General features: G+C 71.6%; 27 protein-coding genes. 13 read left to right on the top strand and 14 right to left on the bottom strand.

Features of this window, described 5'->3' with window-relative positions:
* The first annotated feature begins 117 nt into the window (after positions 1–117).
* Positions 118–1,437, top strand: a complete 1,320-nt coding sequence (locus AB0N03_RS16520) for a M14 family zinc carboxypeptidase (RefSeq protein ID WP_364371598.1) — start codon at positions 118–120, stop codon at positions 1,435–1,437.
* Position 1,438: 1 nt separating this feature from the next.
* Here AB0N03_RS16520 and AB0N03_RS16515 read toward each other — a convergent pair whose 3' ends face one another.
* The 3 genes from AB0N03_RS16515 to AB0N03_RS16505 form a co-directional block, all read right to left on the bottom strand.
* Positions 1,439–2,470, bottom strand: coding sequence for a class I SAM-dependent methyltransferase (locus tag AB0N03_RS16515; protein WP_364371595.1), 1,032 nt, complete (start codon positions 2,468–2,470; stop codon positions 1,439–1,441).
* Positions 2,471–2,592: 122 nt separating this feature from the next.
* Positions 2,593–3,486 carry a PadR family transcriptional regulator gene (locus AB0N03_RS16510; RefSeq protein ID WP_364371592.1) on the bottom strand — a complete coding sequence of 298 codons (894 nt, stop codon included), beginning with the start codon at positions 3,484–3,486 and terminating at the stop codon, positions 2,593–2,595.
* Positions 3,487–3,859: 373 nt separating this feature from the next.
* The gene (locus AB0N03_RS16505) at positions 3,860–4,105 is read right to left on the bottom strand and encodes a hypothetical protein (RefSeq protein WP_364371589.1); all 246 of its coding nucleotides are present in this window, start codon (positions 4,103–4,105) and stop codon (positions 3,860–3,862) included.
* A 74-nt stretch (positions 4,106–4,179) separates the two neighbouring features.
* Here AB0N03_RS16505 and AB0N03_RS16500 point away from each other — a divergent pair, with 74 nt between their 5' ends.
* On the top strand, positions 4,180–5,184 hold the full coding sequence (locus AB0N03_RS16500) for a sialidase family protein (RefSeq protein ID WP_364371587.1): 1,005 nt from the start codon (positions 4,180–4,182) through the stop codon (positions 5,182–5,184).
* 85 nt (positions 5,185–5,269) lie between these two features.
* Here the strand turns inward: AB0N03_RS16500 and AB0N03_RS16495 are convergent, their stop codons facing one another.
* Positions 5,270–5,878, bottom strand: a complete 609-nt coding sequence (locus tag AB0N03_RS16495) for an MmpS family transport accessory protein (protein WP_364371584.1) — start codon at positions 5,876–5,878, stop codon at positions 5,270–5,272.
* A gap of 158 nt (positions 5,879–6,036) precedes the next feature.
* Here AB0N03_RS16495 and AB0N03_RS16490 point away from each other — a divergent pair, with 158 nt between their 5' ends.
* Genes AB0N03_RS16490 through cpt form a run of 4 tightly spaced genes read left to right on the top strand, consistent with a single transcriptional unit; the run spans position 6,037 to position 9,006 of the window.
* Positions 6,037–7,236, top strand: coding sequence for a histidine kinase (locus tag AB0N03_RS16490; RefSeq protein WP_364371581.1), 1,200 nt, complete (start codon positions 6,037–6,039; stop codon positions 7,234–7,236).
* A gap of 9 nt (positions 7,237–7,245) precedes the next feature.
* Positions 7,246–7,905 (top strand): response regulator transcription factor, encoded by a 660-nt coding sequence (locus AB0N03_RS16485; protein ID WP_364371578.1) that lies wholly within the window; start codon positions 7,246–7,248, stop codon positions 7,903–7,905.
* 43 nt (positions 7,906–7,948) lie between these two features.
* On the top strand, positions 7,949–8,479 hold the full coding sequence (locus AB0N03_RS16480; RefSeq protein WP_364371575.1) for an STAS domain-containing protein: 531 nt from the start codon (positions 7,949–7,951) through the stop codon (positions 8,477–8,479).
* Between the two features lie 17 nt (positions 8,480–8,496).
* Positions 8,497–9,006 carry a chloramphenicol phosphotransferase CPT gene (cpt, locus tag AB0N03_RS16475; protein WP_364371573.1) on the top strand — a complete coding sequence of 170 codons (510 nt, stop codon included), beginning with the start codon at positions 8,497–8,499 and terminating at the stop codon, positions 9,004–9,006.
* A 1-nt stretch (position 9,007) separates the two neighbouring features.
* On the opposite strand, the gene AB0N03_RS16470 is transcribed toward cpt, so the two are convergent.
* The 3 genes from AB0N03_RS16470 to AB0N03_RS16460 form a co-directional block, all read right to left on the bottom strand.
* Positions 9,008–10,303: an MFS transporter gene (locus AB0N03_RS16470; RefSeq protein ID WP_364371571.1), complete on the bottom strand. Its 1,296-nt coding sequence runs from the start codon at positions 10,301–10,303 to the stop codon at positions 9,008–9,010.
* Between the two features lie 79 nt (positions 10,304–10,382).
* A complete protein-coding gene (locus AB0N03_RS16465; RefSeq protein ID WP_364371568.1) occupies positions 10,383–10,889 on the bottom strand; it encodes a flavodoxin domain-containing protein in 507 nt (168 codons plus the stop codon).
* Between the two features lie 110 nt (positions 10,890–10,999).
* Entirely contained in the window at positions 11,000–12,133 is a 1,134-nt protein-coding gene (locus tag AB0N03_RS16460; RefSeq protein WP_364371678.1) for a nitric oxide synthase oxygenase, read from the bottom strand.
* A 450-nt stretch (positions 12,134–12,583) separates the two neighbouring features.
* Here AB0N03_RS16460 and AB0N03_RS16455 point away from each other — a divergent pair, with 450 nt between their 5' ends.
* Complete coding sequence (locus AB0N03_RS16455; RefSeq protein WP_364371565.1) at positions 12,584–13,582, top strand: GTP-binding protein; 999 nt, start codon at positions 12,584–12,586, stop codon at positions 13,580–13,582.
* 70 nt (positions 13,583–13,652) lie between these two features.
* The gene (locus AB0N03_RS16450) at positions 13,653–13,934 is read left to right on the top strand and encodes a hypothetical protein (RefSeq protein WP_364371562.1); all 282 of its coding nucleotides are present in this window, start codon (positions 13,653–13,655) and stop codon (positions 13,932–13,934) included.
* Positions 13,935–13,962: 28 nt separating this feature from the next.
* Here the strand turns inward: AB0N03_RS16450 and AB0N03_RS16445 are convergent, their stop codons facing one another.
* Genes AB0N03_RS16445 through AB0N03_RS16435 form a run of 3 tightly spaced genes read right to left on the bottom strand, consistent with a single transcriptional unit; the run spans position 13,963 to position 16,494 of the window.
* Entirely contained in the window at positions 13,963–14,412 is a 450-nt protein-coding gene (locus tag AB0N03_RS16445; RefSeq protein WP_364371560.1) for a GNAT family N-acetyltransferase, read from the bottom strand.
* A gap of 1 nt (position 14,413) precedes the next feature.
* Positions 14,414–15,418 (bottom strand): non-homologous end-joining DNA ligase, encoded by a 1,005-nt coding sequence (gene ligD, locus AB0N03_RS16440; RefSeq protein ID WP_364371557.1) that lies wholly within the window; start codon positions 15,416–15,418, stop codon positions 14,414–14,416.
* Positions 15,415–16,494 (bottom strand): ATP-dependent DNA ligase, encoded by a 1,080-nt coding sequence (locus tag AB0N03_RS16435; protein WP_364371554.1) that lies wholly within the window; start codon positions 16,492–16,494, stop codon positions 15,415–15,417. Before AB0N03_RS16435 ends, ligD begins: the two co-directional genes overlap by 4 nt.
* Before the next feature lie 54 nt (positions 16,495–16,548).
* Between AB0N03_RS16435 and AB0N03_RS16430 the strand changes: the two genes are divergently transcribed.
* Together AB0N03_RS16430 and AB0N03_RS16425 are read left to right on the top strand one after the other, a co-directional pair.
* Positions 16,549–17,055, top strand: coding sequence for a DinB family protein (locus AB0N03_RS16430; protein ID WP_364371551.1), 507 nt, complete (start codon positions 16,549–16,551; stop codon positions 17,053–17,055).
* A complete protein-coding gene (locus AB0N03_RS16425; protein ID WP_364371548.1) occupies positions 17,055–17,984 on the top strand; it encodes a squalene cyclase in 930 nt (309 codons plus the stop codon). The genes AB0N03_RS16430 and AB0N03_RS16425 overlap by 1 nt, the downstream gene beginning before the upstream one ends.
* Before the next feature lie 49 nt (positions 17,985–18,033).
* On the opposite strand, the gene AB0N03_RS16420 is transcribed toward AB0N03_RS16425, so the two are convergent.
* The gene (locus tag AB0N03_RS16420) at positions 18,034–19,194 is read right to left on the bottom strand and encodes a DUF1015 family protein (RefSeq protein WP_364371545.1); all 1,161 of its coding nucleotides are present in this window, start codon (positions 19,192–19,194) and stop codon (positions 18,034–18,036) included.
* Positions 19,195–19,319: 125 nt separating this feature from the next.
* Here AB0N03_RS16420 and AB0N03_RS16415 point away from each other — a divergent pair, with 125 nt between their 5' ends.
* Positions 19,320–20,834: an MDR family MFS transporter gene (locus tag AB0N03_RS16415; protein ID WP_364371542.1), complete on the top strand. Its 1,515-nt coding sequence runs from the start codon at positions 19,320–19,322 to the stop codon at positions 20,832–20,834.
* On the opposite strand, the gene AB0N03_RS16410 is transcribed toward AB0N03_RS16415, so the two are convergent.
* On the bottom strand, positions 20,831–21,712 hold the full coding sequence (locus tag AB0N03_RS16410) for a TIGR03854 family LLM class F420-dependent oxidoreductase (protein WP_364371539.1): 882 nt from the start codon (positions 21,710–21,712) through the stop codon (positions 20,831–20,833). The two genes, AB0N03_RS16415 and AB0N03_RS16410, sit on opposite strands and share 4 nt — an antisense overlap.
* A gap of 59 nt (positions 21,713–21,771) precedes the next feature.
* Positions 21,772–22,209 carry a MarR family transcriptional regulator gene (locus tag AB0N03_RS16405; protein WP_364371536.1) on the bottom strand — a complete coding sequence of 146 codons (438 nt, stop codon included), beginning with the start codon at positions 22,207–22,209 and terminating at the stop codon, positions 21,772–21,774.
* 79 nt (positions 22,210–22,288) lie between these two features.
* Between AB0N03_RS16405 and AB0N03_RS16400 the strand changes: the two genes are divergently transcribed.
* Together AB0N03_RS16400 and AB0N03_RS16395 are read left to right on the top strand one after the other, a co-directional pair.
* Complete coding sequence (locus tag AB0N03_RS16400; RefSeq protein ID WP_364371675.1) at positions 22,289–22,666, top strand: DUF5313 domain-containing protein; 378 nt, start codon at positions 22,289–22,291, stop codon at positions 22,664–22,666.
* Between the two features lie 16 nt (positions 22,667–22,682).
* Positions 22,683–23,618 (top strand): RluA family pseudouridine synthase, encoded by a 936-nt coding sequence (locus AB0N03_RS16395; RefSeq protein WP_364371533.1) that lies wholly within the window; start codon positions 22,683–22,685, stop codon positions 23,616–23,618.
* 22 nt (positions 23,619–23,640) lie between these two features.
* Here the strand turns inward: AB0N03_RS16395 and AB0N03_RS16390 are convergent, their stop codons facing one another.
* Positions 23,641–24,219, bottom strand: a complete 579-nt coding sequence (locus AB0N03_RS16390) for a hypothetical protein (protein ID WP_364371672.1) — start codon at positions 24,217–24,219, stop codon at positions 23,641–23,643.

The raw sequence follows: 24,219 nt of genomic DNA, 5'->3' as shown, positions 1-24,219 counted from the left end.
CGCGACTTTCGGGGGTGTGCCGGGTTTGTCCCGGACCGACACACTGTGCGTGCCGGTCCGGTGACCGAGAGCCCCGGGCCGGAACCTCCATCCGTGCGGCCGTGAGGAGATCCCCCGATGGCGTCAAGGTCCCTGTCCCGGCTCGCCCTGGCGGCGACCGGTGTCGTGCTGTCCGCGCTGCTCAGCGGCACCGCGGCCGCGCAGCCCGCCGACACCCCCGTGTTCTGGCGCGTCCCGGCCACCGCCGCCCAGGCCCAGGCGCTGACCGAAGCCGGGTTCGACGTCGAGGAAGGGGACGCCGGCGCCGCCTACGTCGTCGGTGGCCAGGCCGTCGCCGACCAGCTGCGCGCGCTGGGCTACCGGCCTTCGTTCTTCGACACCGTCTACAAGGAACTCCCCGCGCAGGCGAATTCCCTGGCGGCCGACACCTTCTACGGCGGGTACCGCACCGTCACCGCGCACGAGAACCACCTCACCGCCGTCGCCGCCGCGCACCCCGACCTGGCCACGAAGTACACGATCGGCCAGTCGTGGAAGAAGACCAAGGGCCAGGGCGGCCACGACGTCCAGGCCATCTGCCTCACCAAGAAGCAGACCGGCGACTGCACGCTCTCGACGACGTCGAAGAAGCCGAAGTTCTTCCTCATGGCCCAGATCCACGCGCGCGAGCTGTCGACCGGTGAGCTCGCCTGGCGCTGGATCGACTACCTCGCCGACGGCTACGCCACCGACGCCACCGCGAAGTCCATTTTGGACACCACCGAGGTGTGGGTGGTGCCCATCGCCAACCCCGACGGCGTCGACATCGTCGCCTCGGGCGGCAATTCGCCGAAGCTGCAGCGCAAGAACGCGAACAACACCCGCGGCGGCTGCACCGGCACGAACATCGGCATCGACCTCAACCGCAACTCGACGTTCAAGTGGGGCGGCGACTCCAATTCCGCGTGCGCCGAGACCTACCAGGGCGTGAGCGCCGGCTCCGAGCCCGAGACCCAGGCGCTGGAGAAGCTGGCCCGCTCGATCTTCCCGGACCAGCGCGGCACCGGGAACAACGACCCGGCGCCGTCGACCGCCAAGGGCACGATGATCACGCTGCACAGCTACGGCAACGACATCATCATCCCCTGGGGCTTCACGCAGGCCACCTCGCCGAACGACGCGCAGTACCGCAAGCTCGGCGCGAAGTACGCGGCGTCGAACGGCTACCTCGTCGGCACCAACGAGGAGACCGTCGGCTACGACACGAGCGGCACCACCGACGACTTCACCTACGGCGAACTCGGCGTCGCCAGCGTGACCTTCGAGGTCGGCGGCTCGAGCGGCACCTGCGGCGGCTTCCTGCCCCGCTACACCTGCGTCGACAGCACGTTCTGGCCGAAGAACAAGGGCGCGCTGGTCACGGCCGCGAAGGCCGCGGCGGCGCCGTACCAGCAGTGATTCAGGGCCGGCAGGCGTAGATGCAGTTCTGCGGACGCGGGGAATCGAGCACGCTCACGTGCCGGAACCCCGCGTCCGCGAGCATTTCCGACGCCTGCTCGGTGCCCCACATGGCACCGAGCGCGGCGCCGCCCTCGGCCAGCGACGTCGTCGTGCAGTACATCAGGCTGATCGAGTAGCAGAGCGCCGCCAGCGGGTTGCCGACGTTGTTCTCGACGTGGCTCGAGAAGTTGGTGTCCACCATGAAGAACAGGCCGTCTTCGTTCAGCGCGCCGCGGATCCGGCGCAGCACGACGTCCGGGCGGTCCTGGTCGTGGACGGCGTCGAAAGCGGTGATGACGTCGAATTCGCCGGTCAGCTCGGCGGCGTCCCCGACGGCGAACTCGGCGTTCGGCAGTCCCTTCGCGGTCTCCCGCGCCTGCTCGACGACGCTCGCGTTGATGTCGAGGCCGGTGAACCGGGACGCGGGGAACGCACGAGCGGCCACGGTGATGGCGTTTCCGGTACCACAGCCCAGATCGAGCACGCGCGCCCCGGCCGTGAGCCGTTCTTTCAGGCCGGGGACCGCGCCGAAGAAGCCGTCGACGAGGTGTTCGCGGTAGACGTGCTTCCAGCTGTCGCCGGTCTTCGCGCCGAGCGTTTCGAGGTAGGGCCCGTACGCCGAGCGCGGGACGCCGCCGCCTTCGGCGAAGCTGCGTTCGAGGTCGGGCAGGATGCCGGTGAAGGCGCTCAACGTCAGCAACGATGGCATGAGGTTCGACGCCGTCTCGCCGAGCAGGAACTTCGCGTGCTCGGGCGGGAAGGTGTACTGGCCCGACTCGAGGGTGAAGATGCCGCCGGTGACCATGGCGCCGAGCCATTCGCGGACGTACCGCTCGTGCAGCCCGGCGCGTTCGGCGAGCCCGGCGCTGGTGGCGGGCCCGCGGGCGGCCGCTTCGAGGAGCCCGGTGCGGTGGCCGACGCCGATGAGCATGGTGAGCGCGCTGCCGGTCATGGTCGCCGTCAGGTGCGCCGCGAAGTCCTTTTCCTCCATACGGCCCGAGCTTACCCGTCCGGGCGGAGCGTCCGAAGTGGACGATCCGCCGGGGCGGGCGATGCCGCGAATGACTCATTCGGGACCTCCGGCGCCGCGAATGAGTCATTCGCGGCGCCGGGTCAGTCCTCGTCCTCCAGGTCGGCGTCGGCGAGCACCGCGTAGACGCGGCGGCGCGCGTCGGCGAGGATCTTCTTCACCTCGGCCACCTGCGCTTCCGTTCCGCTGTAGCCCACCTGGGCGGCCGCGCCGGACAGCTCGCCGAGCGCGTGCCCGAGCGCGGCGAACCGGTCGGCACCGGGCTCGTCCTCGGGCTCTTCCCACAGGGCGGCGAACTCCGCCTCCCGCCCGGCGACGTGCTCCCGCCCGGCGCCGGTGAGCTCCGCGACGCGGCGGCCACCCGTCTCGGCCGTGTGGACCAGGCCCTCGTCCTCCAGCTGCTGCAGGATCGGGTAGACCGAGCCAGGGCTGGGCCGCCACCGATCGTTCGTGCGGCGCCGAATCTCCTGCATCAGCTGGTAGCCGTGCCTCGGTTCCTCGGCGAGCAGCGCGAGCACGGCCGGCCGCACCGGACGGCTCGGACCGCGCCCGCGCACCTCCTGCACCCGCTGGAATGGCCCGGCCCCACCGAACCAGCCACCAGGACCACCGAAGGAGCCGGGGCCGCCGGGGAAGCCGGGAAACCCGGGCCCGCCCGGTGCTCCCGGCGGCTGGGGCGGGTGCGGGGGGTGCGGCGGGAATCCGCCGCGCGCCAGCTCGGGGCCGGCTTCCCAGTCCTCGTGGCCGGGAATGCCCTGGCCGTGGTGACCGAAACCGCCGAAGTCCGGCGCCCCAGGGTGCCCCGGTAGCCCAGGGCCGTGGTCGTGGTGACCGAAACCGCCGAAGTCCGGGTGGCCCGGTTGCCCGGGGCCGCCGTGCTCGGGGTGACCGAAGCCGCCGTGAACGTGGTGACCACCGAACCCGCCGCCACCCCCGAAGCCGCCGAACATCCGTCCCGTTCCTGCGCTCATCTCCATGATCGTCTCCTCCACTCGCCGTATCGCCGACACTACGACGATATATCGCCGTCCGATCGACGGCAACCCACCCGGCAACCCACCCGGCACGCCGACCACGTTCACCCGCCGTTTTCTTCCCGGCCACGTGTAAGTCGTTATACGCAAGCTTGTACGGCTCTTGTACGGCCCCCGTCGACCCTTCCACCAAGACGTAGGACGTAGAACGAATCCGTAGGAGAACCGTGAAGATCACCCGAATCGCCGGCGGCCTGCTGGCCGGGCTGCTGGGGTGCGCCGCCGTCGCCGTCCCGGCCGCCGTCGGCACCGCCATCGCGCAAGCCGACGTCGCCAGCACGTTGGTGTTCACCAAGAACACCGAGGGCCACGACTGTTACCGCATTCCCACCATCGTCAAGGCGAACGACGGTGCGCTGCTCGCGTTCGCCGAGGGCCGCAACGGCGGCGCCAGTGTCTGCAACGATCTCGGCGCCATCGACCTGGTGATGAAGCGCTCGACCGACGGCGGCAAGATCTGGAGCGCGCTGCAGACCGTCATCAAGGCCAACGGGGACACCAAGGGCAACCCGGCCCCGATCGTCATCCCGGGCAGCAACCGGGTCGTGCTGCTCTCGACCATGCAGTGCTACACGAATCCCGACTGCGGCCGCGTCCCTCAGCGAGGACAACGGGAAGACGTGGGGCGCGCCCCGCGTGCTGACGACCGAACTCGGCTTCTCCGCGGCGCCGAGCTGGCTGGCGACCGGGCCGTCGCACGGCATCGTGCTCACCCGCGGCGCGCAGAAAGGACGGCTCGTCGCCGGCATGAGCTACTCGAACATCGGGGCGCTGGTCTACAGCGACGACAACGGCTCCACCTGGCACCTCGGGGCCACCGACAAGCCCGCCGCGAGCACCATGAACCCGCAGGAGATCAGCGTCACCGAGCTGGCCGACGGCCGGGTCTACGCCGCCGCGCGCAACCAGGCGAACGACGGGAACAAGTGCCTGCTAGACGGCACGCACAACCGGGCGTACGCGATCAGCTCCGACGGCGGCGCCACCTTCAGCACGAAGTTCACCTTCGCCACCGACCTCGTCGCGCCGACCGTGGAGGGTTCGACGGCCCGGATGAGCGCCACCGACACCGGCGGCGAGTACGACCGGATCGTCTTCGCCGCACCGTCCACTTGCGACCGTCGCAAGGAGCTGCGGGTCCACTCTTCGTTCGACGAAGGCGCCAACTGGACCGGCACCGCCGGCAGCGTGCTCGTCTGGGGCCAGGACGCGGCCTACTCGGACATGGTGCAGCTGTCGCAGTCGTCGGTCGGCGTGCTGTTCGAAGCCGGCCCGGAGTTCCACGCCAACGACACGATCCGCTACGCCACGGTCACCGAGGCCGCCCTCGGCGCGCCGGCCTGCGGTGGCGGCTACAGCGTGATCGACCGGCAGCCGCTGGGCACGGCGGGCACGGCGTACCTGTCCTACAACGCCGCCAGCGGGAAGAACTGCGTCAGCACGATGAAGAGCGCGTCGGCCGGCACGGCCACGCAGACCTCCGCCTTCCTGGAAGTCCAGGGCTCGGCCCGGATCACGGACTCCGGCGCCTTCTCCTACTTCGCCGGCCCGGTCTCGGCCGCCGCGAAGGACAAGTGCGTCAAGTGGGGCGGTTCCGCGGGTGGCGTGAACTACGAAAGCGGCTTCGAACACTGCAGCTGACGCGCGAAGGTGGGACCCGCCCCCTGGCCGGGTCCCACCCCGCGCCCGCGCCGCCCGACCCCCTCGTCCGGGCGGCGCGGGGCGCTCAGAACCCGGTGCAGCCGGCGACCGCGGCGACGCCGGACGCGGTCGCCGTCTTCGTCTGCTTGCCGTCGACGACGACCTTGCACGTGATCGAGCCGCCGTCGGGACCGGTGGTCGCGGTGAACTGGGCGCCTTCGAGGAACCCGGTCGCCTCGACCGTCTTGGTCCACGGCACCGGCGCCGACGGCTCGGTGTCGACCAGGATGGTGTGCTGGTCGAACGTGCTGTAGACGACGTCGACCGACTTCGCGTCCCCGGTCACCTCGTAGGTGACGGTGTGGTGCTGGGTGGCCTGGTCGTTCACGTCGCTGATGGCCTTGCCGATCACCACCACCCACAGGACGCTCACCACCAGGCCGAGGATCGAGACGACGACGCCGGCGATCGACAGCCCCTTGTTGGTCGCCTTCCCGGCGCGGACCCGGGCGACGCCGACGGCGGACAGGATCAGGCCGAGCACCACGAGCGGCCAGGCGACCACGCCCACGAACGGGATCGGCGAGCACACCAGCCCGAGCAGGCCGAGGACGAACCCGGCCGTGCCGAGGCCGTTGCGCGGCGGGGCGGCCTGCGGGGCCGGGTACTGCTGGAGCGGGGTGTGGTCGGTCATCGGGATTTCCTTTCGCCTCTGCTTGACGGTGAGCAGGAAACCAGCGGCGCGGCCGCCCGCGCGTCGTCCGCGGGCCTCGACCCCGTACGACGAAAGTCGTCACCGCCGCTCGCGTGAACCAGCGGAACGGCTGACGGGGCCGCCCGTACGCTTTCCCCATGGGACGGTCCGTGCTGGGCGTGGTGTGCACCGTGCTCGCGGTCGCCGCGAGCCTCGTGAGCGGGATCGCGAACGTGTCGCTGGAGGTCAGCGTGGCCGGCAGCGACGACATCCACCCGAGCGCCGGGGCGCTCCTCGGCTGGGTCCTCGGGATCGGCGCGGCGGTCATGCTCGTCTGGCGGCACCGCTGGCCGCTGGTCGTCACCGGGATCGCGATCGTGCCCCCGCTGCTGCTGCGCGCGGACTCGCTGGCCGCGCTGATCGCCCTCGCCGCGCTCACGACGTACTTCACCGGCTGGTGGCGCTGGAGCGCGGCGACGCTCGTGTTCGCCGCGACCGGGCTCGCGGTGTGGCGCGACGTCGGCCGGGACGCGGAACTGTCCATCTCCGAAGCCTGGATCTCGACCGAAACGACCGGCGCCGTGCTGACCGGCGTCATCCTCACCGCGGCCGTGTACACGGCGATTCCGCTGACCGTGGGGATCGTCCGGCACAGCTTCGCCGAGACGCGGCGGCGCAGCGTCGAGCAGGCGGCCCTGCGCGACCAGGTCGCGCGCCGCGAGGAGCAGGCGCGGATCGCCCGCGAGATGCACGACGTCCTGGGGCACCGGCTGTCGCTGCTCTCGCTGCAGGCGGGCGCGCTCGAGGTCACCGGCGGCACCACCCCGGACGCGGCGGAGGCGGCCAAGACCGTGCGGACCACCGCCCGCCAGTCGCTCGACGACCTGCGCCAGGTGATCGGCGTGCTGCGCGGATCGGGTTTCCCCGACCGGCCCGGCGGCGGGCCCGCGGAACCGCCCCAGCCGACGCTCACCGACCTCCCGGACCTGGTCACCGGCGCCCGGCAGGCCGGGCTCGCCGTCAACCTGACGGTTTTGCTCGACCAGGCCGCCACGGCGCCGGCCCCGCTCGGCACGGCCGCCTACCGGATCCTGCAGGAGGCGCTCACCAACGTCCTGCGGCACGCGCCGGGAGCGCCCGCGGAGGTGTCGGTGCGGGGCGGCCCGGGCGCCGGGCTGCTGATCGAGGTCGCCAACGCGCTGCCCCCGCACCCGGTGCCCTCGCCCGGTTCGGGCACCGGGCTCACCGGCGTCAACGAGCGGATCTCGCTGCTCGGCGGCACCCTCGCCGCGGGGCCGGTGGACGAGCGGACGTTCGTGCTGCGGGCCTCGCTGCCGTGGGTGCCGGCCGCGCACTAGCATGTCCGGGTGAGCGTGCGCGTACTGCTCGTCGACGACGACCCGCTGGTCCGCACCGGGTTGTCCATGATCCTGAGCAGCACCCCCGACCTGAAGGTGGTCGCGCAGGCGGCCGACGGCGACGAAGCCGTCCAGCAGGTGGCGCGGCACGCGCCGGACGTCGTGATCATGGACATCCGGATGCGCCGGATGAACGGCCTCACCGCGACCGCGGCGGTGCTCGCCCAGCCGCGGGCGCCGAAAGTGCTGATCCTGACGACGTTCGACCTCGACGAGTACGTCTTCGAAGCCCTCGCCGCCGGAGCCAGCGGATTCCTGCTCAAGGAGGGCTCGCCGCAGGAGATCATCGAGGCCGTCCGGGTGGTGGCCGACGGCGACGCGATGCTCTCGCCCCGCACGACGAAACAGCTGATCGGCCAGTTCGTGGCGGCGCGGGCCAACCCGCGGCGGGCCCGAGCCCAGGCGAAGCTGGAGCTGCTCAGCAACCGCGAACGCGAAATCGTGACGGCCGTCGCCCAGGGCAAGCCGAACGCGGACATCGCGGCGGAGCTCTTCCTCAGCGAGGCGACGGTGAAGACGCACATCACGAGGACGTTCGCGAAGCTCGACGTGAGCAACCGGGTGCAGGTGACGATCTTCGCCTACGAGGCCGGTCTCGTCACACCGTGACCGCGTATGTTGCGCTCCGGGTCCCGCGAGCGATGTAACCGGTATGGTCTGGCCCGAAGACGACGCACGGCACCGCGAGGTGCTGGCGGCGCTGCGTGCGTGGGCCCGCGAAATCGACGCCGTGCCCTACCCCCCGGGCCTGGACATCGACGCGCTGATGGCCCGCCACTACGAGAACCTGCGCGAGGAGAGCCGGCGCGCCGAGCCGGTGATGGCGATGGTGGTGACGACGACCGCCGAGGTCAGCGTGCTGGCCGTCGGTGGCGACATCGACCTGGCCGGCAGCCGGCGGCTGCGGTCCCGGCTCGCCGAGGAGATCGGCCTGGCGCCGCGGGGCCTGGTCCTGGACCTGACCGGCACGGCCCACTGCTCCGCCCGCGGCCTGGCGGTGCTCCTCGAAGTGACCGGCGAAGCGCGCGCCGCGAGCGTGCCGTTCGCGATCGCGGGCTGCGCGGCGGTGGTGCGCCGGGCGATCGACGTGGTGGGACTGGCCGAGGCGCTGCCGCTGCACGCCACGGCGGCCGAGGCGGTCGAGTGGCTCGACCTCTTGGACCGGCTGAAGGCACTACGCTGACATCGCGGGCGACCCGGGTGATCGTCCTCAACGGCGCCTCGAGCTCCGGCAAGACCACGCTCGCTCGCGCCCTGCAGGCGCTCCTGCCCGACCCGTGGCTCACCTTCGGCGTCGACACCCTGCTCGCCGGAATGCCGTTGTCCGGGGCGGGGATCGACATCTCCCCCGGCGGCGTGGTGACCGTCGACCGCACCTTCCGCGCGCTGGAAGCCGCCTGGATCGCGGGGATCGCCGCGATGGCCCGCGCGGGCGCGCGGATCGTCGTGGACGAGGTCTTCCTCGGCGGCGCCGCGTCCCAGCGGCGGTGGCTCACCGCGTTCGACGGCCTCGAAGCGCTGTGGGTCGGCGTCCGGTGCGACAGCGCGGTGGCCGCGGCGCGGGAGCTCGCGCGCGGCGACCGGATCATCGGGTTGGCGACGCGCCAAGCGGACGTCGTCCACCGCGGCGTGCGGTACGACCTCGAAGTGGACACGACGCACGCCGAACCGGCGACGTGCGCGAAGGTCGTCGCCGCCCGCGTCCGGTGAGCTACTTGCCCCCGGCCGGTGCCGTCGCCACCGCCGACTCGCCGAACCTGATCCCCTTGGCCTCCTTGCCGAGCGCGGTGAGGACGGCGACCGCGAGCAGACCGGGCACGACCGTCCACACGAGAGCCGACGTGTATCCGTGCGACTCCGCGATCGCCTGCTGGATCGGCAGGTTCAGCGCCGCCAGCAGGTTGCCCAGCTGGTAGGTCACGCCCGGGTAGAAGCCGCGGATCGCGTCCGGGGACATCTCCGTGAGGTGCGCGGGGATCACGCCCCACGCGCCCTGCACCATGATCTGCATCAGGAACGAGCCCAGCGCCAGCATGCCCGCCCCGTGGTCGAACGCGAAGATCGGGATCACCGGCAGGCCCAGCACCGCGGCCGTCACGATGGTCCGGCGGCGGCCCAGGCGTTCCGACAGCGTGCCGAACGTCAGCCCGCCGATGATCGCGCCGACGTTGTACAGCACCGCGATCCACGTGCTCGTCGTCGCGCTGAGGCCGGCGCCGCCGTTGTCGTGGGCCTTGAGGAAGCTCGGGTAGACGTCCTGGGTGCCGTGGCTCATCCAGTTGAACGCCGTCATCAGCAGGATCAGGTAGCCGAAGCGGCGGATCACCTTCGCGTTCAGCAGGACGTCCTTCACCGACGTCCGCGTCACCTTCAGCTTCTCCCGGGTCGCTTCCCAGACCTCCGACTCGCGCACGCGCGCGCGGATCAGCAGGGTGATCAGCGCCGGGAGGATGCTCAGCACGAAGATCCACCGCCACTCGAGGCCGAGGGCCGAGTGGAACAGCAGGTACGCGAGCGCGGCGAGCAGGTACCCGATCGAATAGCCGACCTGCAGCAGGCCGGAGAAGAACCCGCGGCGCGCGACCGGGATCTTCTCCATCGCCAGCGCCGCGCCGAGACCCCACTCGCCGCCCATGCCGACGCCGTAGACGAACCGCAGGATCAGCAGCACGGTGAAGTTCGGGGCGAACGCGCACAGCAGCCCGGCCAGCGAGTACAGCAGGACGTCGGCGATCAGCGGAATCCGCCGCCCGACCCGGTCGGCCCAGAGGCCGAACAGCAGGGCGCCGACCGGGCGCATCACGAGGGTCGCCGTCGTGATGAACGCCAGCTGCGTCGCCGTCGCGCCGAACGACTTGTCCTTCGCGATGTCCGCGAGGACGAACACGACGAGGAAGTAGTCGAAGGAGTCCATGCTCCAGCCGAGCAGCGCCGCGAGGAATGAGTTGCGCTGATCGGATGTAAGCGCTTTCTTGCCCGAAGCCGGTTCCGCCTGCCGATCCGTCACGTTTGCCCCGTCCCGTCGGTTCCTCACCGGAAGAGCTCAGGGCTGGTCTAGCACCCACCGGCCCGCGCGGGCAAGAGTTTCAGAGCGCGACGCGCGTGCGGACCCGGCGGCCGACGTCGCGGGCCCACGCCTTGATCCGGTCCCAGTCGCGGAAGTCGCCCGCGCGCTGCCCCGAGGCCATCAGCCGCGGGATCAGGCCGCGCACGGTCCCCGGGTCCAGCCGGCCGCCGAAGGTGGCGGTGCGCTCCGCGTCTATGCGCGCCGCGAGCAAGGCCACGTTCGCCGGCAGGCTGACCTGGTGGGTGGCCGCGCCCGGGCCGCACGGTCCGCTGTGGAACAGCCACACCGGGCGCTCGGCGAGCGCCCGGGCGTTGCGCTCCAGCAACCGGACGGCCTCGGGCCGCCACCGGTGGTAGTACAGCGCGCTGCCGACGACGACCGCGGCGTAGTGGCCGACGCTGGCGACGTCGGCGGCGTCGCGCACGTCCACGCTCAGCCCGGCTCCGCCGAGCTCGGCGGCGATGACCTCGGCGATCTGCCGGGTTCCGCCGTGACGCCCGGCGTAGGCGACGAGGACTGCGGTCATGCGTCCCATTGTCGGCCTTGTCGCGCGGTGCTGCGCCGCGGGCTGGTCACGATCCGCCATACGGGCGCTCCCCCGTTGCTCTCCGTGGCGCCCGGCCCTCTTCGCCTGACTCAGTCCGGTGAGAGGAAGGCCGGTCGCTGCTCGGGATCGGGCGGGTCGTAGTACCGGTGGAAGACCGGGGTCTGGCCGCCGGACAGCGGCGGGACGATCCAGCTCCAGTCGGCCGGGCACCGGCGGCCGGACCGCTCCTCGCGGTCGAGGTGGGCGAGAAACCGCCGCGATTCGGTGTGGTGGTCGGCCATCGTCACGCCGGCCGCGTCGAACGAGTGCTGCACCGCCAGCGTCAGCTCGACCAGCGCACGGTCGCGCCACAGCGTCCGCTCGGACGCGGTGTCCAGGCCCATCAGCTCGGCGATGACGGGCAGCAGGTCGTAGCGCTGCTCGTCGGCCAGGTTGCGGGCGCCGATCTCGGAGCCGAGGTACCAGCCGTTGAACGGCGTGGCGGGGTAGGTGACGCCGCCGATCTCCAGGGGCATGTTGCTGATCGCCGGCACGGCGTGCCAGCGCAGCCCGAGCCCGGCGAACCAGCGGTGGTCGGGGTGGGTCAGCGGCACCTCCAGGAGGGCGTCCGCGGGCAGTTTGAACAGCCGCGGATTGCCGGGCTCCGCCTCGATCAGCAGCGGGAGGACGTCGAAGGAGCCTCTTCGCTCCGGTGGCCGCCACCCGAGTCTTCGCACCTGCTCGGTGAACTCCGCGTAGCGCGGGTCACCGAGCACCGAACCGTCCTCGAGGCGGTACCCGGCGTACCGGATCAGCTGCTCGTTGTGGATGCGCGGCCCGGGCCCGGTGGGCGTGTCCGGGGCGAACACCGTGATCGTGGGCCGGATCCGGCCACCGCGGGTGGCCTGGCGGAGGTGGGCGACGCACTCGCCCGCGATCGCGGCGGGATCGGTGACCCGGCGCCGGTCGCGGATCCGGAGGCTGTTCCAGTACAACCGGCCGATGCACCGGGCGGAGTTGCGCCACGCGACGCGCGCGCCGTAGGCCAGTTCGGCCGCGGTGTGCCGGTAGGTGCCCGTTTCGGCGATTTCCGCGCGGACCTCCGCCAGCCGCGTCTCGAAGCGGTCGCCTTCTTCGGCGGCGCCTTCGGCGAACATCCGGTCCAGGAATTCCTCCGCCTCCGCGGAATTGACGCAGTGCCCCCCGGAGATCTGCTCCCCCGAGACGCGCTGGCAGATCGGCAGCGAGGTCTTCACCCGCTCGGGTGTAACCGTCACGACGTGACCCCACTCTCCGAAATCGTGCTCTGCATCCCGACGAAAAGGTGCACCGTTCCTCCGATGGTCGCCGACAACGGGACCGGCCGGAAGTCGCTGCCACCGCAGCACCTCCGGCCAGGCCGGGGAGAGTACCCCACGTTCCCACCGGCGCGATCCACCGGACGGGAACGACCTCGCGACCCATCCTCGAATTCCGTCCCGGCCAGGGAAAACGCCGGGAGAATAGGTGCTACCAAGCGTTATCCGGACATGTCGCAGTGCATTTCCCGTCAATCAATCACCGTGGACGGTGAACCCGATGTGATCCTTTCCCGGCGGACCGCTTGCGTCTATTCGAGCGTATTCGGCGAACGGCCTGCTCCGGCGGCGCTGCCCCGTGTATCAGCGCGCCCGCGTGCGGCGTTAGAGTCGTTCGTGCGCAAGATCCCCGTGGTCCTCGTCGCCGGGTTCCTCGGCGCGGGCAAGACGACGCTGCTCAACCACCTGCTCGCCAACCGCGAGGGCGCCCGGGTCGGCGTCGTGGTCAACGACTTCGGCCGCGTGAACGTCGACGCGCTCGCCGTCGCCGGGCAGGTCGACACGATGGTCTCGCTCGGCAACGGCTGTCTGTGCTGCGCGGTCGACGCGAGCGGGCTCGACGCCATGCTGGGGCGGCTTTCCTCGGCCGAGGCGGGGATCGACGTCATCGTCGTCGAAGCCAGCGGCATCGCCGAGCCGCGCGACCTGATCCGGCTGATGGTCGCCAGCGAGAACCCCGACATCCGCTACGGCGGGCTCGCGGAGGTCGTGGACGCCGCCGAGTTCGAGGCTGCCCGCGAGCGCCACCCCGAGCTGGCCGACCACCTGCGGCTCGCCGACCTGGTGGTGCTGAACAAGGCCGACCGGGTGTCCGCGGAGGCACTGGCCAAGCTCACCGCGACGGTCGAGGAGCTGGCGCCGGGCCGTCCGCTGCTGGTCACTTCGCACGGGCGCGTCGACCCTCGGTTGTTCTTCGACCCGGACCCCCGCGGCGAGCGCGTGGGCCAGCTGTCCTTCGACGACCTGCGCGAGGACGACCACTCGCAGCACCTGCACGCGCGGTACGAGACGGTGACGTTCACGGCCGAGACGCCGCTCGCGCCGAAGGCGTTCGTCGACTTCCTCGAGCGACGGCCGGCCGGGCTGTACCGGATGAAGGGCCAGGCGGACTTCGCCGCCGGCGCGCGCTTCCACCTGCACACCGTCGGCGGGTTCGTGCAACTGGAGCGGTCGGCCTGGCCGTCCGGCGCCCCGCGGCGCACGGAGCTGGTGCTGATCGGCGCGGGTCTCGACACCGACGCGGTGCCGGCCGATCTGCGTGCTTGCGTGGCGCCCGACCCTTCGGCGGTCGACGAGCGCGGGCTGATGTACATCACCCGCTACCTGCCGGCCTGACCGCCGCCCGCCACGCCGACGATCGGCAAATGCGCCCGGGTTCCGCCGGCCTCGACGGAGACTGGCGGCCATGACGACCACCGCGGTGAGCGCACCACGCTGGTACCTGGTCGGCGTGCTGCCCGAAGAAGTGCCGTTGGCGCACGTGATGACCCGCTCCGGCGACCTCCGCTACCGCCGCTCGGCGTGTGGCGAGAAGGAATCCCGCAGCTGGAAACCGGTGGACCTGACGACGTCGGAAGTGGCGCCCTGCCCGGCGTGCGTGGCGACGCTGCCCGCGCCCCCGGTGGGCGTCCGGGTCGCGCCGACCGGCGAGGGCCTCGGCCAGCTGTCGCTGAACCTGGACCTGTAGCCGCGGCAGAGCTGCCGCGCAGACTCACCTACGCGAGCTTCTTCTCGTAGCAGACCGATTCCGGGTCGGCCTCGTACGGCGGGAAGTTCGGCACCCGCCGGTACCCGGCCCGCTCGTACAGCCGCATCGCGGCCGGCTGGCGCACACCCGTCTCCAGCCTGAGCCGTACCCCTCCGCTACTGCGCGCCAGCCGCTCGGACTCCGCCACCAGCGCCGTCGACACGCCCGTGCCGCGCGCGTCCGGGGCGACGAACATCCGTTTCAGCTCGTACAAGCCCGGCGAGATCGGCTCCACCGCGCAGCACCCGATCGCCCGTGAGCCGTCGCGGGCCAGCAGGTAGCGGCTGGCCGGGTCCAGCGGCCGCGGGCGCGCGTCCGTCGGCAGGTTGTAGACCACGACCAGCTCGGCCGTCATCGCCGTCATCAGCGCGAGCAGGAACCCGTCGTCGGCCGGGCATTCGGCGACCGTCGTCGTCACCTCACGCCTTCTTCGCCCGGCTCGGGGCGACCCGGGGCGGCTCGTTCGGCATCTTCGGGTACACCGGCGGCCACGGCGCGTCCATCAGCCCGTTCTTCATGTCTGCTTCGGACATTTCCAGCAGCGGCGCGATCGACTGTGGCCGCTCCCCCGCCCCGGCCCACGGGTCACCGCGCTCGGCGACCCGGCCCGGCACCGTGCTCAGGGTGAACGAATCGGGCTCGACGCCGTCCAGCTCGTCCCACCCGATCGGCGTCGACACCTGGCCGCCCACCCGCGGCCGCACGCACCACGTGCCGAACACGGTCTTGTGCGGCGCGTTCTGGTTGAAGTCGACGAACACGCGCGAGCCGCGTTCTTCCTTCCACCACTGCGCGGTGATCTTCTCCGGGTGCCGCCGCTCCAGGGCCCGCGCCAGGGCGACCGCCGCGGCCCGCACCTGGAAGCTGTCCCAGCGCGGCTCGAGCATCACGTACAGGTGCAACCCCCGCGACCCGGACGTCTTGAGGTGGCCTTCGATGCCGTGCTCGGTCAGGAACTCCCTGGTCAGCAGCGCGGCCTCGCGCAGGTCGTCGAAGCTGATCCCGGGCGACGGGTCGAGGTCGACGCGCAGCTCGTCGGTCACCTCCGGCGTGCCGGCGAGGTACGGCCAGACGTGGAAGCCGAGACACCCGAGGTTCACCGCCCACAGGATGTGGGCCAGGTCCTTCGCGACCAGCGCGTCGCTCGTCGTGCCGTTCGGCGTCGAGACGACCGTGGTGCTCAGCCACGGCGGCGCGCCCTTCGGGACGCGCTTCTGGAACCAGTTCTTGCCGCCGGCGCCGTCCGGGTAGCGCTCCAGCAGCAGCGGGCGGCCGCCGAGCCGGGCCAGCAGCGGCCCGGAGACCGCCCGGTAGTACTCGACGAGGTCGAGCTTCGTCTGCCCGTGCTCCGGGAAGTAGACCTTGTCCGGGCTGCTGATCTTGACCTCGACGCCGTCGACGTCGAGCAGCATCGCCTCGCTCATCTCGCCTCCCCGAACAGCTTCGCGAGCTCGGCGGGCGGCGCCTCGTCGAGCTGGGCGTACGTGCACGACTCCGGTGTGCGGTCGGGCCGGAACCGGACCAGCCGCCCGCCGTGGCGGAACCGGCCGCCCTGCAGGTGCTCGTAGCGGACCTCCGCCACCCACTCGGGACGCAGCGCCTCCCAGGACAGGTCCTTCTGCGGCGCCCACCGGCTGTTCGCGCCGGGTTTGCGCGCGGGATCGGGCTCGTACTCCGCCCAGGTGCGCCACGGGTGGCCTTCCAGGGCGTTCTCGCGCAGCGGCGCCAGCTCCTCGACCAGCTCGGCGCGCCGCGCCTTGGTGAAGCTGCTGGCCACGCCGACGTGGTGCAGCACGCCTTCGTCGTCGAACAACCCGAGCAGCAGCGAACCGACGCCGGCGCCGTCCTTGTGCCAGCGGAAGCCGGTGACGACGCAGTCGGCCGTGCGCTCGTGCTTGACCTTCAGCATGACGCGCTTGTCCTGCTCGTACGGCAGGTCGGCGGGCTTGGCCATGACGCCGTCGAAGCCCGCGCCCTCGAACCGGGTGAACCAGTCCTCGGCCTGGTCCGGGTCCTCGCTCAGCGGGGTCAGGTGGACGCGTTGCAGGCCTTCGGCCTCCGTGCGGAGGATGCTTTCGAGCTGTCGGCGCCGCTCGCGGAAGGGCACTTCGGTGAGGTCGGTGTCGCCGAGGGCTAGCAGGTCGAAGGCGATGAAGCTGGCCGGCGTCTCCTCGGCGAGCTTGCGCACGCGCGAGGCCGCGGGGTGCAGCCGCAGCTGCAGCACCTCGAAGTCGAGCCCTTGGGGCGTGACCAGCACGATCTCGCCGTCGACGACGCAGCGGGGCGGCAGCGCGGCGGCCAGCAGCTCCACCAGCTCCGGGAAGTAGCGGGTCAGCGGGCGGTCGTTGCGGGAGCCGAGCTCGATCTCGTCGCCGTCGCGGAAGACGACGCAACGGAAGCCGTCCCACTTCGGCTCGTACAGAAGCCCCGGCGTGCGGGGCACGTCGTGCACGGCTTTCGCGAGCATCGGCCGCACGGGCGGCATCACGGGCAGGTCCACGCCGGCGATCCTAATTGACCCCACCGACATTTCTCGGTGTGTTACACACTGTCGGTGACCACTGAACGCCCCGAACCGCCCTTGGTCGGGGGCGAGCGCGAAATGCTGCGCACGTTCCTCGACTTCCACCGCGCCACGCTCGCCATGAAGTGCGACGGACTGTCCGACGAGGACCTCCGCCGGGCGTCGAGCCCGCCGTCGACGTTGTCGCTGCTCGGCCTGGTCAGGCACATGGCGGAGGTCGAGCGCACCTGGTTCCGGCGGGTGATCGGCGCCGAGGACGTCCCGCTGCGGTGGTCGGCCGAGGGCGACTTCCAGGCGGCCTACGACGCGAGCTCGTCGACGCGCGCGGAGGCCTTCGAGGCGTGGCAGGCCGAAGTGGAGCAATCCCGCAAGATCGAAGAAGCGGCCGAGTCCCTGGACGTCACCGGGCACCAGGCGCGCTGGGGCGAGGACGTTTCGCTGCGGCTGGTGATGCTGCACATGATCCACGAGTACGCGCGGCACAACGGCCACGCCGACTTCCTGCGCGAAGCGATCGACGGCGTCACGGGGGCCTGATGGACGTGCTCGCCTGGCTGCACGACTCCGACCCGGCCCTGCGCTGGCAGGTGGAGCGCGACCTGGCGGGCGAGCCGCCCGCGGTCTGGGAGGCGACGCGGGCGCGGATCGCTTCGGAGGGGTTCGGCGCCCGGTTGCTGGCGCTGCAGGATCCCGACGGCCAGTGGGCGGGCGGCGCGTTCTTCCCGGCGGGCTTCCAGGGCGGGGAGGCCCAGCCCTGGACGGCGACGACGTGGACGCTGAACTCGTTGCGCGAGTGGGGCCTGGACGCTTCGGCGTTGCGGGGCACGGCCGCGTTGCTGGCCGAGAACAGCCGGTGGGAGTACGAAAACCTGCCCTACTGGGACGGCGAGGTCGACTGCTGCATCAACGCCTGGACGCTGGCGAACGGGGTGTGGCTCGGCGCAGACGTTTCGGGAATCGCCGAATGGTTCGTTTCGCACCGGCTGCCCGACGGCGGCTGGAACTGCGAGTGGGTGGAAGGCTCGACGCGCTCGTCAGTCCACTCGACGCTCAACGCGCTGAAGGGCCTGCTCGCGTTCGAGTCCGCGACGGGCGGCACCGCCGAATCCCGGGCCGCGCGCCTTTCGGGCGAGGAGTACCTGCTGGAGCGCGGGCTGTTCCGGCGGCTTTCGACGGGAGCGCCGATCGCGCCGTGGGTGAGCGAGTTCTCGTACCCGATCCGCTGGCACTACGACGTGCTCAACGCGGCTGCGTACTTCCGCGACGCGGACCGGCCGGACCCGAGGATGGCGGAGGCGATCGAGCTGATCCGCTCCGCGCGGCAATCGGACGGGACGTGGCTCCAGACCGAGCGGCACACCGGCCGGGTGTGGTTCGAGGTCGACGTCCCGCCGGGTGAGCCGTCGAAGTGGCTCACGCTGTTCGCGACCCGGGTCCTGAGCTGGTGGGACGCCCGGACGTCATGAACGACTCTTTCATGTCATCAGGCGACATGAACGAGTCTTTCATGACATCTCAGAGCTCCGCCAGCACCAGCCCGCTGCGTGGCTTCGGCGTGAAGTAAGTGGCCTTCCGCGGCATCCGCCGGCCGGCCGCGTGCACCGCGAGCACGTCCGAGTAGCGCACCGGCGCCAGCAGCACCACCGCGTCCGCGTCGGCCGGGAACGGGCGGCCCGCGGGCAGCGGCAGCACGCACGGCCCGTCCGGATCGATCCCGAGCGCCTCGGCGAACAGGACCCGCTCGACGATCTCGTGGTCGATCACCGGGGCCGGCCCCGGCTGTTCCGGGAGCGGGATCCGCAGCACCGCCGAGCCCGCGCGGACCACCGCTTCACCCGTGACCGGCACCGCGTGCTCGTCGTACCGGACGTCCAGGCCGGCCGCGCACCAGCGCGACACCAGGTCCTCCGGGCCCAGCCCGGTGCCCGTCAGGACCCGGTTGATCGCGCCGATCCGCAGCTGCGGGCCCGCCGTGACCAGGGCCAGCAGCGCGCCGTGGCCGGCCGCCGACGTCGCGGCCACCCGGTGGTTGCCGTCGGCGACCAGCAGGTCGGCGGCGGCGACCGCGGCCAGCAGCCGGTTCTGGAGCGGCCCCGGCGGCACCACCCACAGGTCGTGCCGCCGCCCGGCCGCGTCCGAAGTGGACAGATCGGGCAGGCCGAGACCGGCACACGCCCGCTCGACCTGTTCGGTCAGCAGGTCGCCGCCGGACGCCGGGACGAGCATCGCCGCGCTCGTCGCGCAGCCCAGCCCGGCCAGCACCGCCGCGCGCTCCTTGACGACGTCCGCGTAGACGTCCTCGGTGTGCCGGACGCGCGCGGCGCCGTCGTCGGTCACCGCCGCCGGGTCGACCAGGCACAGCAAGCCGAGCGCGACGCCGTCCGGGCCGTCGATCCGGTAGGGCGCGACGAACTCGCGCACCGGCCGGTAGAACCGCTTGCGGAGCCGTTCGAGCACGGCCCGCGCGATCGGGACGGCGGCGGCCAGGTCGAGCCCGCGCGCCAGCGCCGCGGGCGTGCGAGCCGGGTGCTGCACGGCCAGCAGGCTGTCCGCGGCCCCGGGCGCGGCCAGCGCCGCGACGACGCGCTCGGGTTCGGCGAACTCGTCGACGTCGGGGCCGGGCACCGCGTCGCGGACCACCCACCCCTGCCCGATCGGCCGGATCCAGTCGCTCATCCGACCCATCTTCCGGGATGCGCACTGTGACGGAAATTCGCTGGGGTGCGGCGCCCCGGGATGGAATGCTTAGGACTGCAAAGTAGTTGACCCCGGTCATGACCGCCCCGAGGAGCAGCCCGCCGATGACGAGCACCCCCGCCACCAGCGTGAAGGGGGTCGGGTTCCGCTCGGAGCGCGGCCCGGTGCTGATCGCGGTCATGCTGAGCACCGGCCTGGTCGCCCTGGACAGCACGATCATCGCGACCGCCGTCCCGTCGGTGGTGCGCGACCTCGGCGGCTTTTCGCAGTTCCCGTGGCTGTTCTCGGTCTACCTGCTCACCCAGGCGGTCACCGTCCCGCTCTACGGCAAGTTCGCCGACGTGCTCGGCCGCCGTCCGGTGATGTTCTTCGGGATCGCGGCGTTCCTCGTCGGCTCGGTGCTGTGCGGCGCCGCGTGGAGCATGCCGGTGCTGATCGCGGCGCGCGCGGTGCAGGGCATCGGCGCGGGCGCGATCCAGCCGATGTCGATGACGGTGATCGGCGACCTCTACACGGTGGAGGAACGCGCCCGCGTGCAGGGTTACGTCGCGAGCGTCTGGGGCATGGCGTCGGTGGTCGGCCCGACGCTCGGGGGCGTGTTCGCGGAGTACCTGGACTGGCGCTGGATCTTCTTCATCAACCTGCCGCTGGGCGCGATCGCGGCGTTGATGCTGTTCCGCAACTTCGCCGAGCGGGTGGAGCGCAAGCCCCACAAGGTCGACTACACGGGCGCGGCGCTGCTGACAGTCGGCTGCTCGCTGGTGATCCTGGGCCTGCTCGAAGGCGGCGTCGCCTGGGGGTGGGGCTCGGTGCCGAGCGTGGCGATCTTCGTCACGGGCGCGGTGTTGCTGGTGTCGTTCGTGCTGGTGGAGAAGCGCGCCGCCGAGCCGGTGCTGCCGCTCTGGGTGTTCACCCGCCGGATCCTGGTGGGCGGCAACTTGCTGGCGGTGGTGGTCGGCGCGGTCCTGATGGGGCTGACGTCGTACCTGCCGACGTACGCGCAGGGCGTGCTCGGCGCGGGCGCGCTGGTCGCCGGGTTCGCGGTGGCCGCGCTGACGGTCGGCTGGCCGCTCTCGGCGTCCCTGGCGGGCAAGATCTACCTGCGCATCGGCTTCCGCGACACGGCCCTGATCGGCACGGTGTTCGTCGTCGGCGGCGGGGTTCTGGTGGCGCTGCTCGACGCGTCGTCGTCGATCTGGGCGGCGGCGCTGGCGGCGTTCGTCCTGGGTCTGGGCCTGGGTCTGACGTCGAGCCCGACGCTGGTGGCGGTCCAGTCGGTGGTCGGCTGGGACCGCCGCGGAGTGGTGACGGCGACGAACCTGTTCAGCAGGTCCCTGGGCAGCGCGGTGGGAGCGGCGGTCTTCGGCGCGATCGCCAACGCGACGCTGGCTTCGCGGTTCGCTTCACCGCCGGCGGAGGTGGCGGGCAAGCTGCCACCCTCGGTGGACGCGACGAGCTTGGTGCTGGGCGGCCACGCGGACTCACCGGTGACGACGTTCGTCCGCGGCGCCCTGGCGGAAGCGACGCACTACGTGTTCGTCGGCTTGCTGGTGGTGGCAGCGGTTTCGGTCGTGGCGCTGCTGCTGATGCCGCGGAAAGCGGAGCAGCTGGAGTTCTAATTCTGCAGCGGCACCAGTTCCGCCTGGAACTTCTCCAGGAACTCGTCGAAATCCCCGTGCCCCGGCCGGATCACGAACTTCGACAACCCCGCCTCGATGTACTCCTCGACCAACCGCCGCGCCTCGGCCCAGCTCGTCGCCACCAAGTCCTCGACTCGCGCCCCCGGGCTCCGCCGGGCGGCCATCTCGGCCAGCCCGGATGGCACGCCGCGGTCCGCCACCACCAGGCTCAGCCCGAAGTGGTCCTCCTCGATCTCCCGCCCCGCCTCGGCCGCCGCGGCCTGAATCGCGACGACGGCGTCACGCGCCTGCGAAGGCGTGTGGAAGCTCCCCAGCCACCCATCAGCCAACCGGCCCGTGCGGCGCAAGGCGGCCGGGGCCGAGCCGCCGAGCCAAACGTCCAGGCGCTTCGCCGGCCGCGGTCCCAAAGAGACATCGGAAACCTGGAAGAACTCACCGGAGAACGACACCGAGTCCTCCTCCAGCAGCCGCCGCAGCACCACGAGCGACTCGTCGAACACCGCCGCCCGGCGACCGGCCGGTACCGGGAACAAGTCGTGCTCCGCCGCGCGCGCCGGGCGTAGGCCGAACACCGGCAGGACCCGCTTCGGCGCCAGCCCCGCCAACGTCAACAGCTGCTTCGCCACCAGCACCGGGTGCCGGCCCGGCAGGATCGCGACGCCGGTGCCGACCTTGAGCTTCGACGTCCGCGCCAGCGCGTGCGCCATGCCGATCATCGGGTCGACCTCGGGCGAGTAGACCAGCTCGGACAGCCACAGCGAATCGATGCCGGCTTCCTCCAGCCGCTGCGCCAGCCCGGCGAACTCCGCCGGCCCGGTCCCCGCCGCCGGCGCGACGCCCAGCCTGATCTTCAGCACACTGCTCCCTCGAGAGTCGGCCCTCGAAGACGACAACGCGCCATGCAGAAGAACATTCCTCAGGCGGTCGCGGCGATGACCCTCGACAGCACGCCGTGGAGCGCCTCCAGCTCGGAAACCTCCATCCCCAGCGTCTCCACGACGCGATACGGGATCTTCTCCGCCTCGGCCCGCAACGCGCGCCCGGACTCCGTCTGCTCGACGATCAGCTGGCGCTCGTCGGCCCGGCTCCGGCTGCGCGTGACGTAGCCGAGCGCCTCCAGCCGCTTCAGCAGCGGGGACAGCGTCGCCGGCTCGTGCCTCAGCGACGCGCCCAGGTCCTTCACCGACCGCGGCGACCGCTCCCACAACGCGAGCATCACCAGGTACTGCGGATGGGTCAGGCCGTACGGCTCCAGCAGCGGCCGGTAGATCGCGATCACGCTGCGCGAAGCCACCGACAGCGCGAAGCACACCTGCCGGTCGAGCTTCAGCGGGTCTTCACCCAGGTCGATCATGGCGCGATCCTAACGTGGCCCTCGAGACAATTAGTACACTAACTATTAGTGTACTCTAGAACTCATGGAACGACCTGGTGTGCTCCGCTGGTTCGGTTACGCCGTCGGCGTCAAACTGCCGGACCGCTACAAGGACTGGGCCCTCTACGACGCGACGTCCAAGCACTGGCGCGCCCGGTACGTGCTCCAGCGCTCCGTCGGCATCGTGCCCCTCTGCGCGGTGTGGCTGCTGCTGCCCGGCTCGATCTTGCTACGCCTCTCGCTGGTCCTCATGGCGGCGCTAGTGGCGTACTTCTACTCCTGCGCGTACATGGAGGAGAGCGTCGAGCACCGGCTCGGCCGGCAGGGCTTCCCGCACCACACCGGCCGCCGCGTGCGCGCCGAAGCGGCCGAGTCGAAGAACGCCGAGGCGACGGCCCGGTACATCGCGCGGTACCGGACGCCGTCGGAGGGTTAGCTACAGTCGGGGGACGATGAGACGCAAGCTCCGGCCCCCGATCCCGCCCCGCCACGGGCTCGATCCCGCCCGGCTGAGACTGCCCGACGGCGAGTGGCCGACGCTGCTGGCGCACCTCGTCGAGCGGCTCCCGCGAGTGACGCCGGGCCGGATCGAGCAGATGCTGCGCGAGGAGCGCATCCACGGCACCGACGGCCCGCTCGGCGTCGACGAGCCGTACGCGCCCGGTTCGTTCATCTGGTTCCACCGCGACCTGCCGGACGAGGTGCCGGTGCCCTTCGACATCCGCGTCGTGCACCGCGACGAGCACCTGCTGGTCGTCGACAAGCCGCACTTCCTCGCGACGATCCCGCGCGGGCAGCACATCCTCGAAACGGCGCTCGTGCGGCTGCGCCGCGACCTCGACCTGCCGCACCTCTCCCCCGCGCACCGCCTCGACCGGGTCACCGCCGGGCTGGTGATGTTCGTGATCACGCCGGAGCTGCGCGGGAAGTACCAGACGCTCTTCCGCGACCGGAAGGTCCACAAGGAGTACGAGGCGATCGCACCGCACGACCCGGCGCTGGCGCTGCCCCGGACCGTGCGCAGCCGGATCGTCAAGGAACGCGGGGTGCTGGCCGCGCAGGAGGTGCCGGGCGAGCCGAACGCCGAGACGTACGTCGAGCTGGCCGAGCACCGCGACGGCCTGGGCCGGTACCGGCTGCGGCCCTCGACCGGGCGGACGCACCAGCTGCGCGTGCACCTGAGCGGCCTCGGCGTCCCGATCCTCGGCGACGACTTCTACCCCGAACTGCGGGAGAAGCCCCTCGGCGACTTCACGAAACCCTTGCAGCTGCTGGCGCACGTCCTCGCCTTCGACGACCCGGTCACCGGGACGCACCGCCGGTTCACCAGCGGGCTCCGGCTGGCCGCGTGGGAAGGCCTCGACACCTGGGCGGCGCCCCCGGCGTGACACCGGGGACGCCGCGCCGGCGTCACTTGTGCCAGAACTTGATCCCGCTCCACGTCACGGTGATCGGCCCCGCGCCGCTGGACGTGCGGTAGCTGCCGAACTTGTCGTAGTAGCTGCCGCCCGGGCTCGAGATCGTCTGCTTCAGCGAGCCGTTGAGGTACACCTTGTGCGAGCTGCCGACCTGGTTGATCGTGTTGACCCGCACCGACGTGCCGACGGTCGCGCCGCTGCCCAGCGTCGCCCCGCCTTCGACCGCGTACATCCGGCCGCCCTTCTCGACGGCCAGCAGGAAGTACGGCCCGGCGCTCGACCCGTCCCGGAAAGTCTGCTTGAGACTGATCCGGGAACCGGACATGCTGGTGATCTTGAAGGAACCCTCGAATTGGTGGGTGCCGCCGGAATACGTGGTGTAGCGGCGTTCCGCCCGCTGCTCACCACTGGCCGTCGAACAGGTGAGCTGGAAGGTGAGGCCCGAGACGTCGCCGCACCCTTTTTCCTGTGTGGTGAAGCTCGGCGAGTCCGAAATCCAGGACCCGCCGCCGACCTGGGCGTCCGCGTTCGGGACCAGGACAGCGAGCCCCGTCACGACCGCCGCGAGCAC

The organism is Amycolatopsis sp. NPDC051061 (assembly GCF_040682935.1).
Taxonomy (GTDB): Bacteria; Actinomycetota; Actinomycetes; order Mycobacteriales; family Pseudonocardiaceae; genus Amycolatopsis.
Note: the sequence above shows the minus strand (reverse complement) of the source record. Positions and strands in the feature narration are given on the sequence as shown.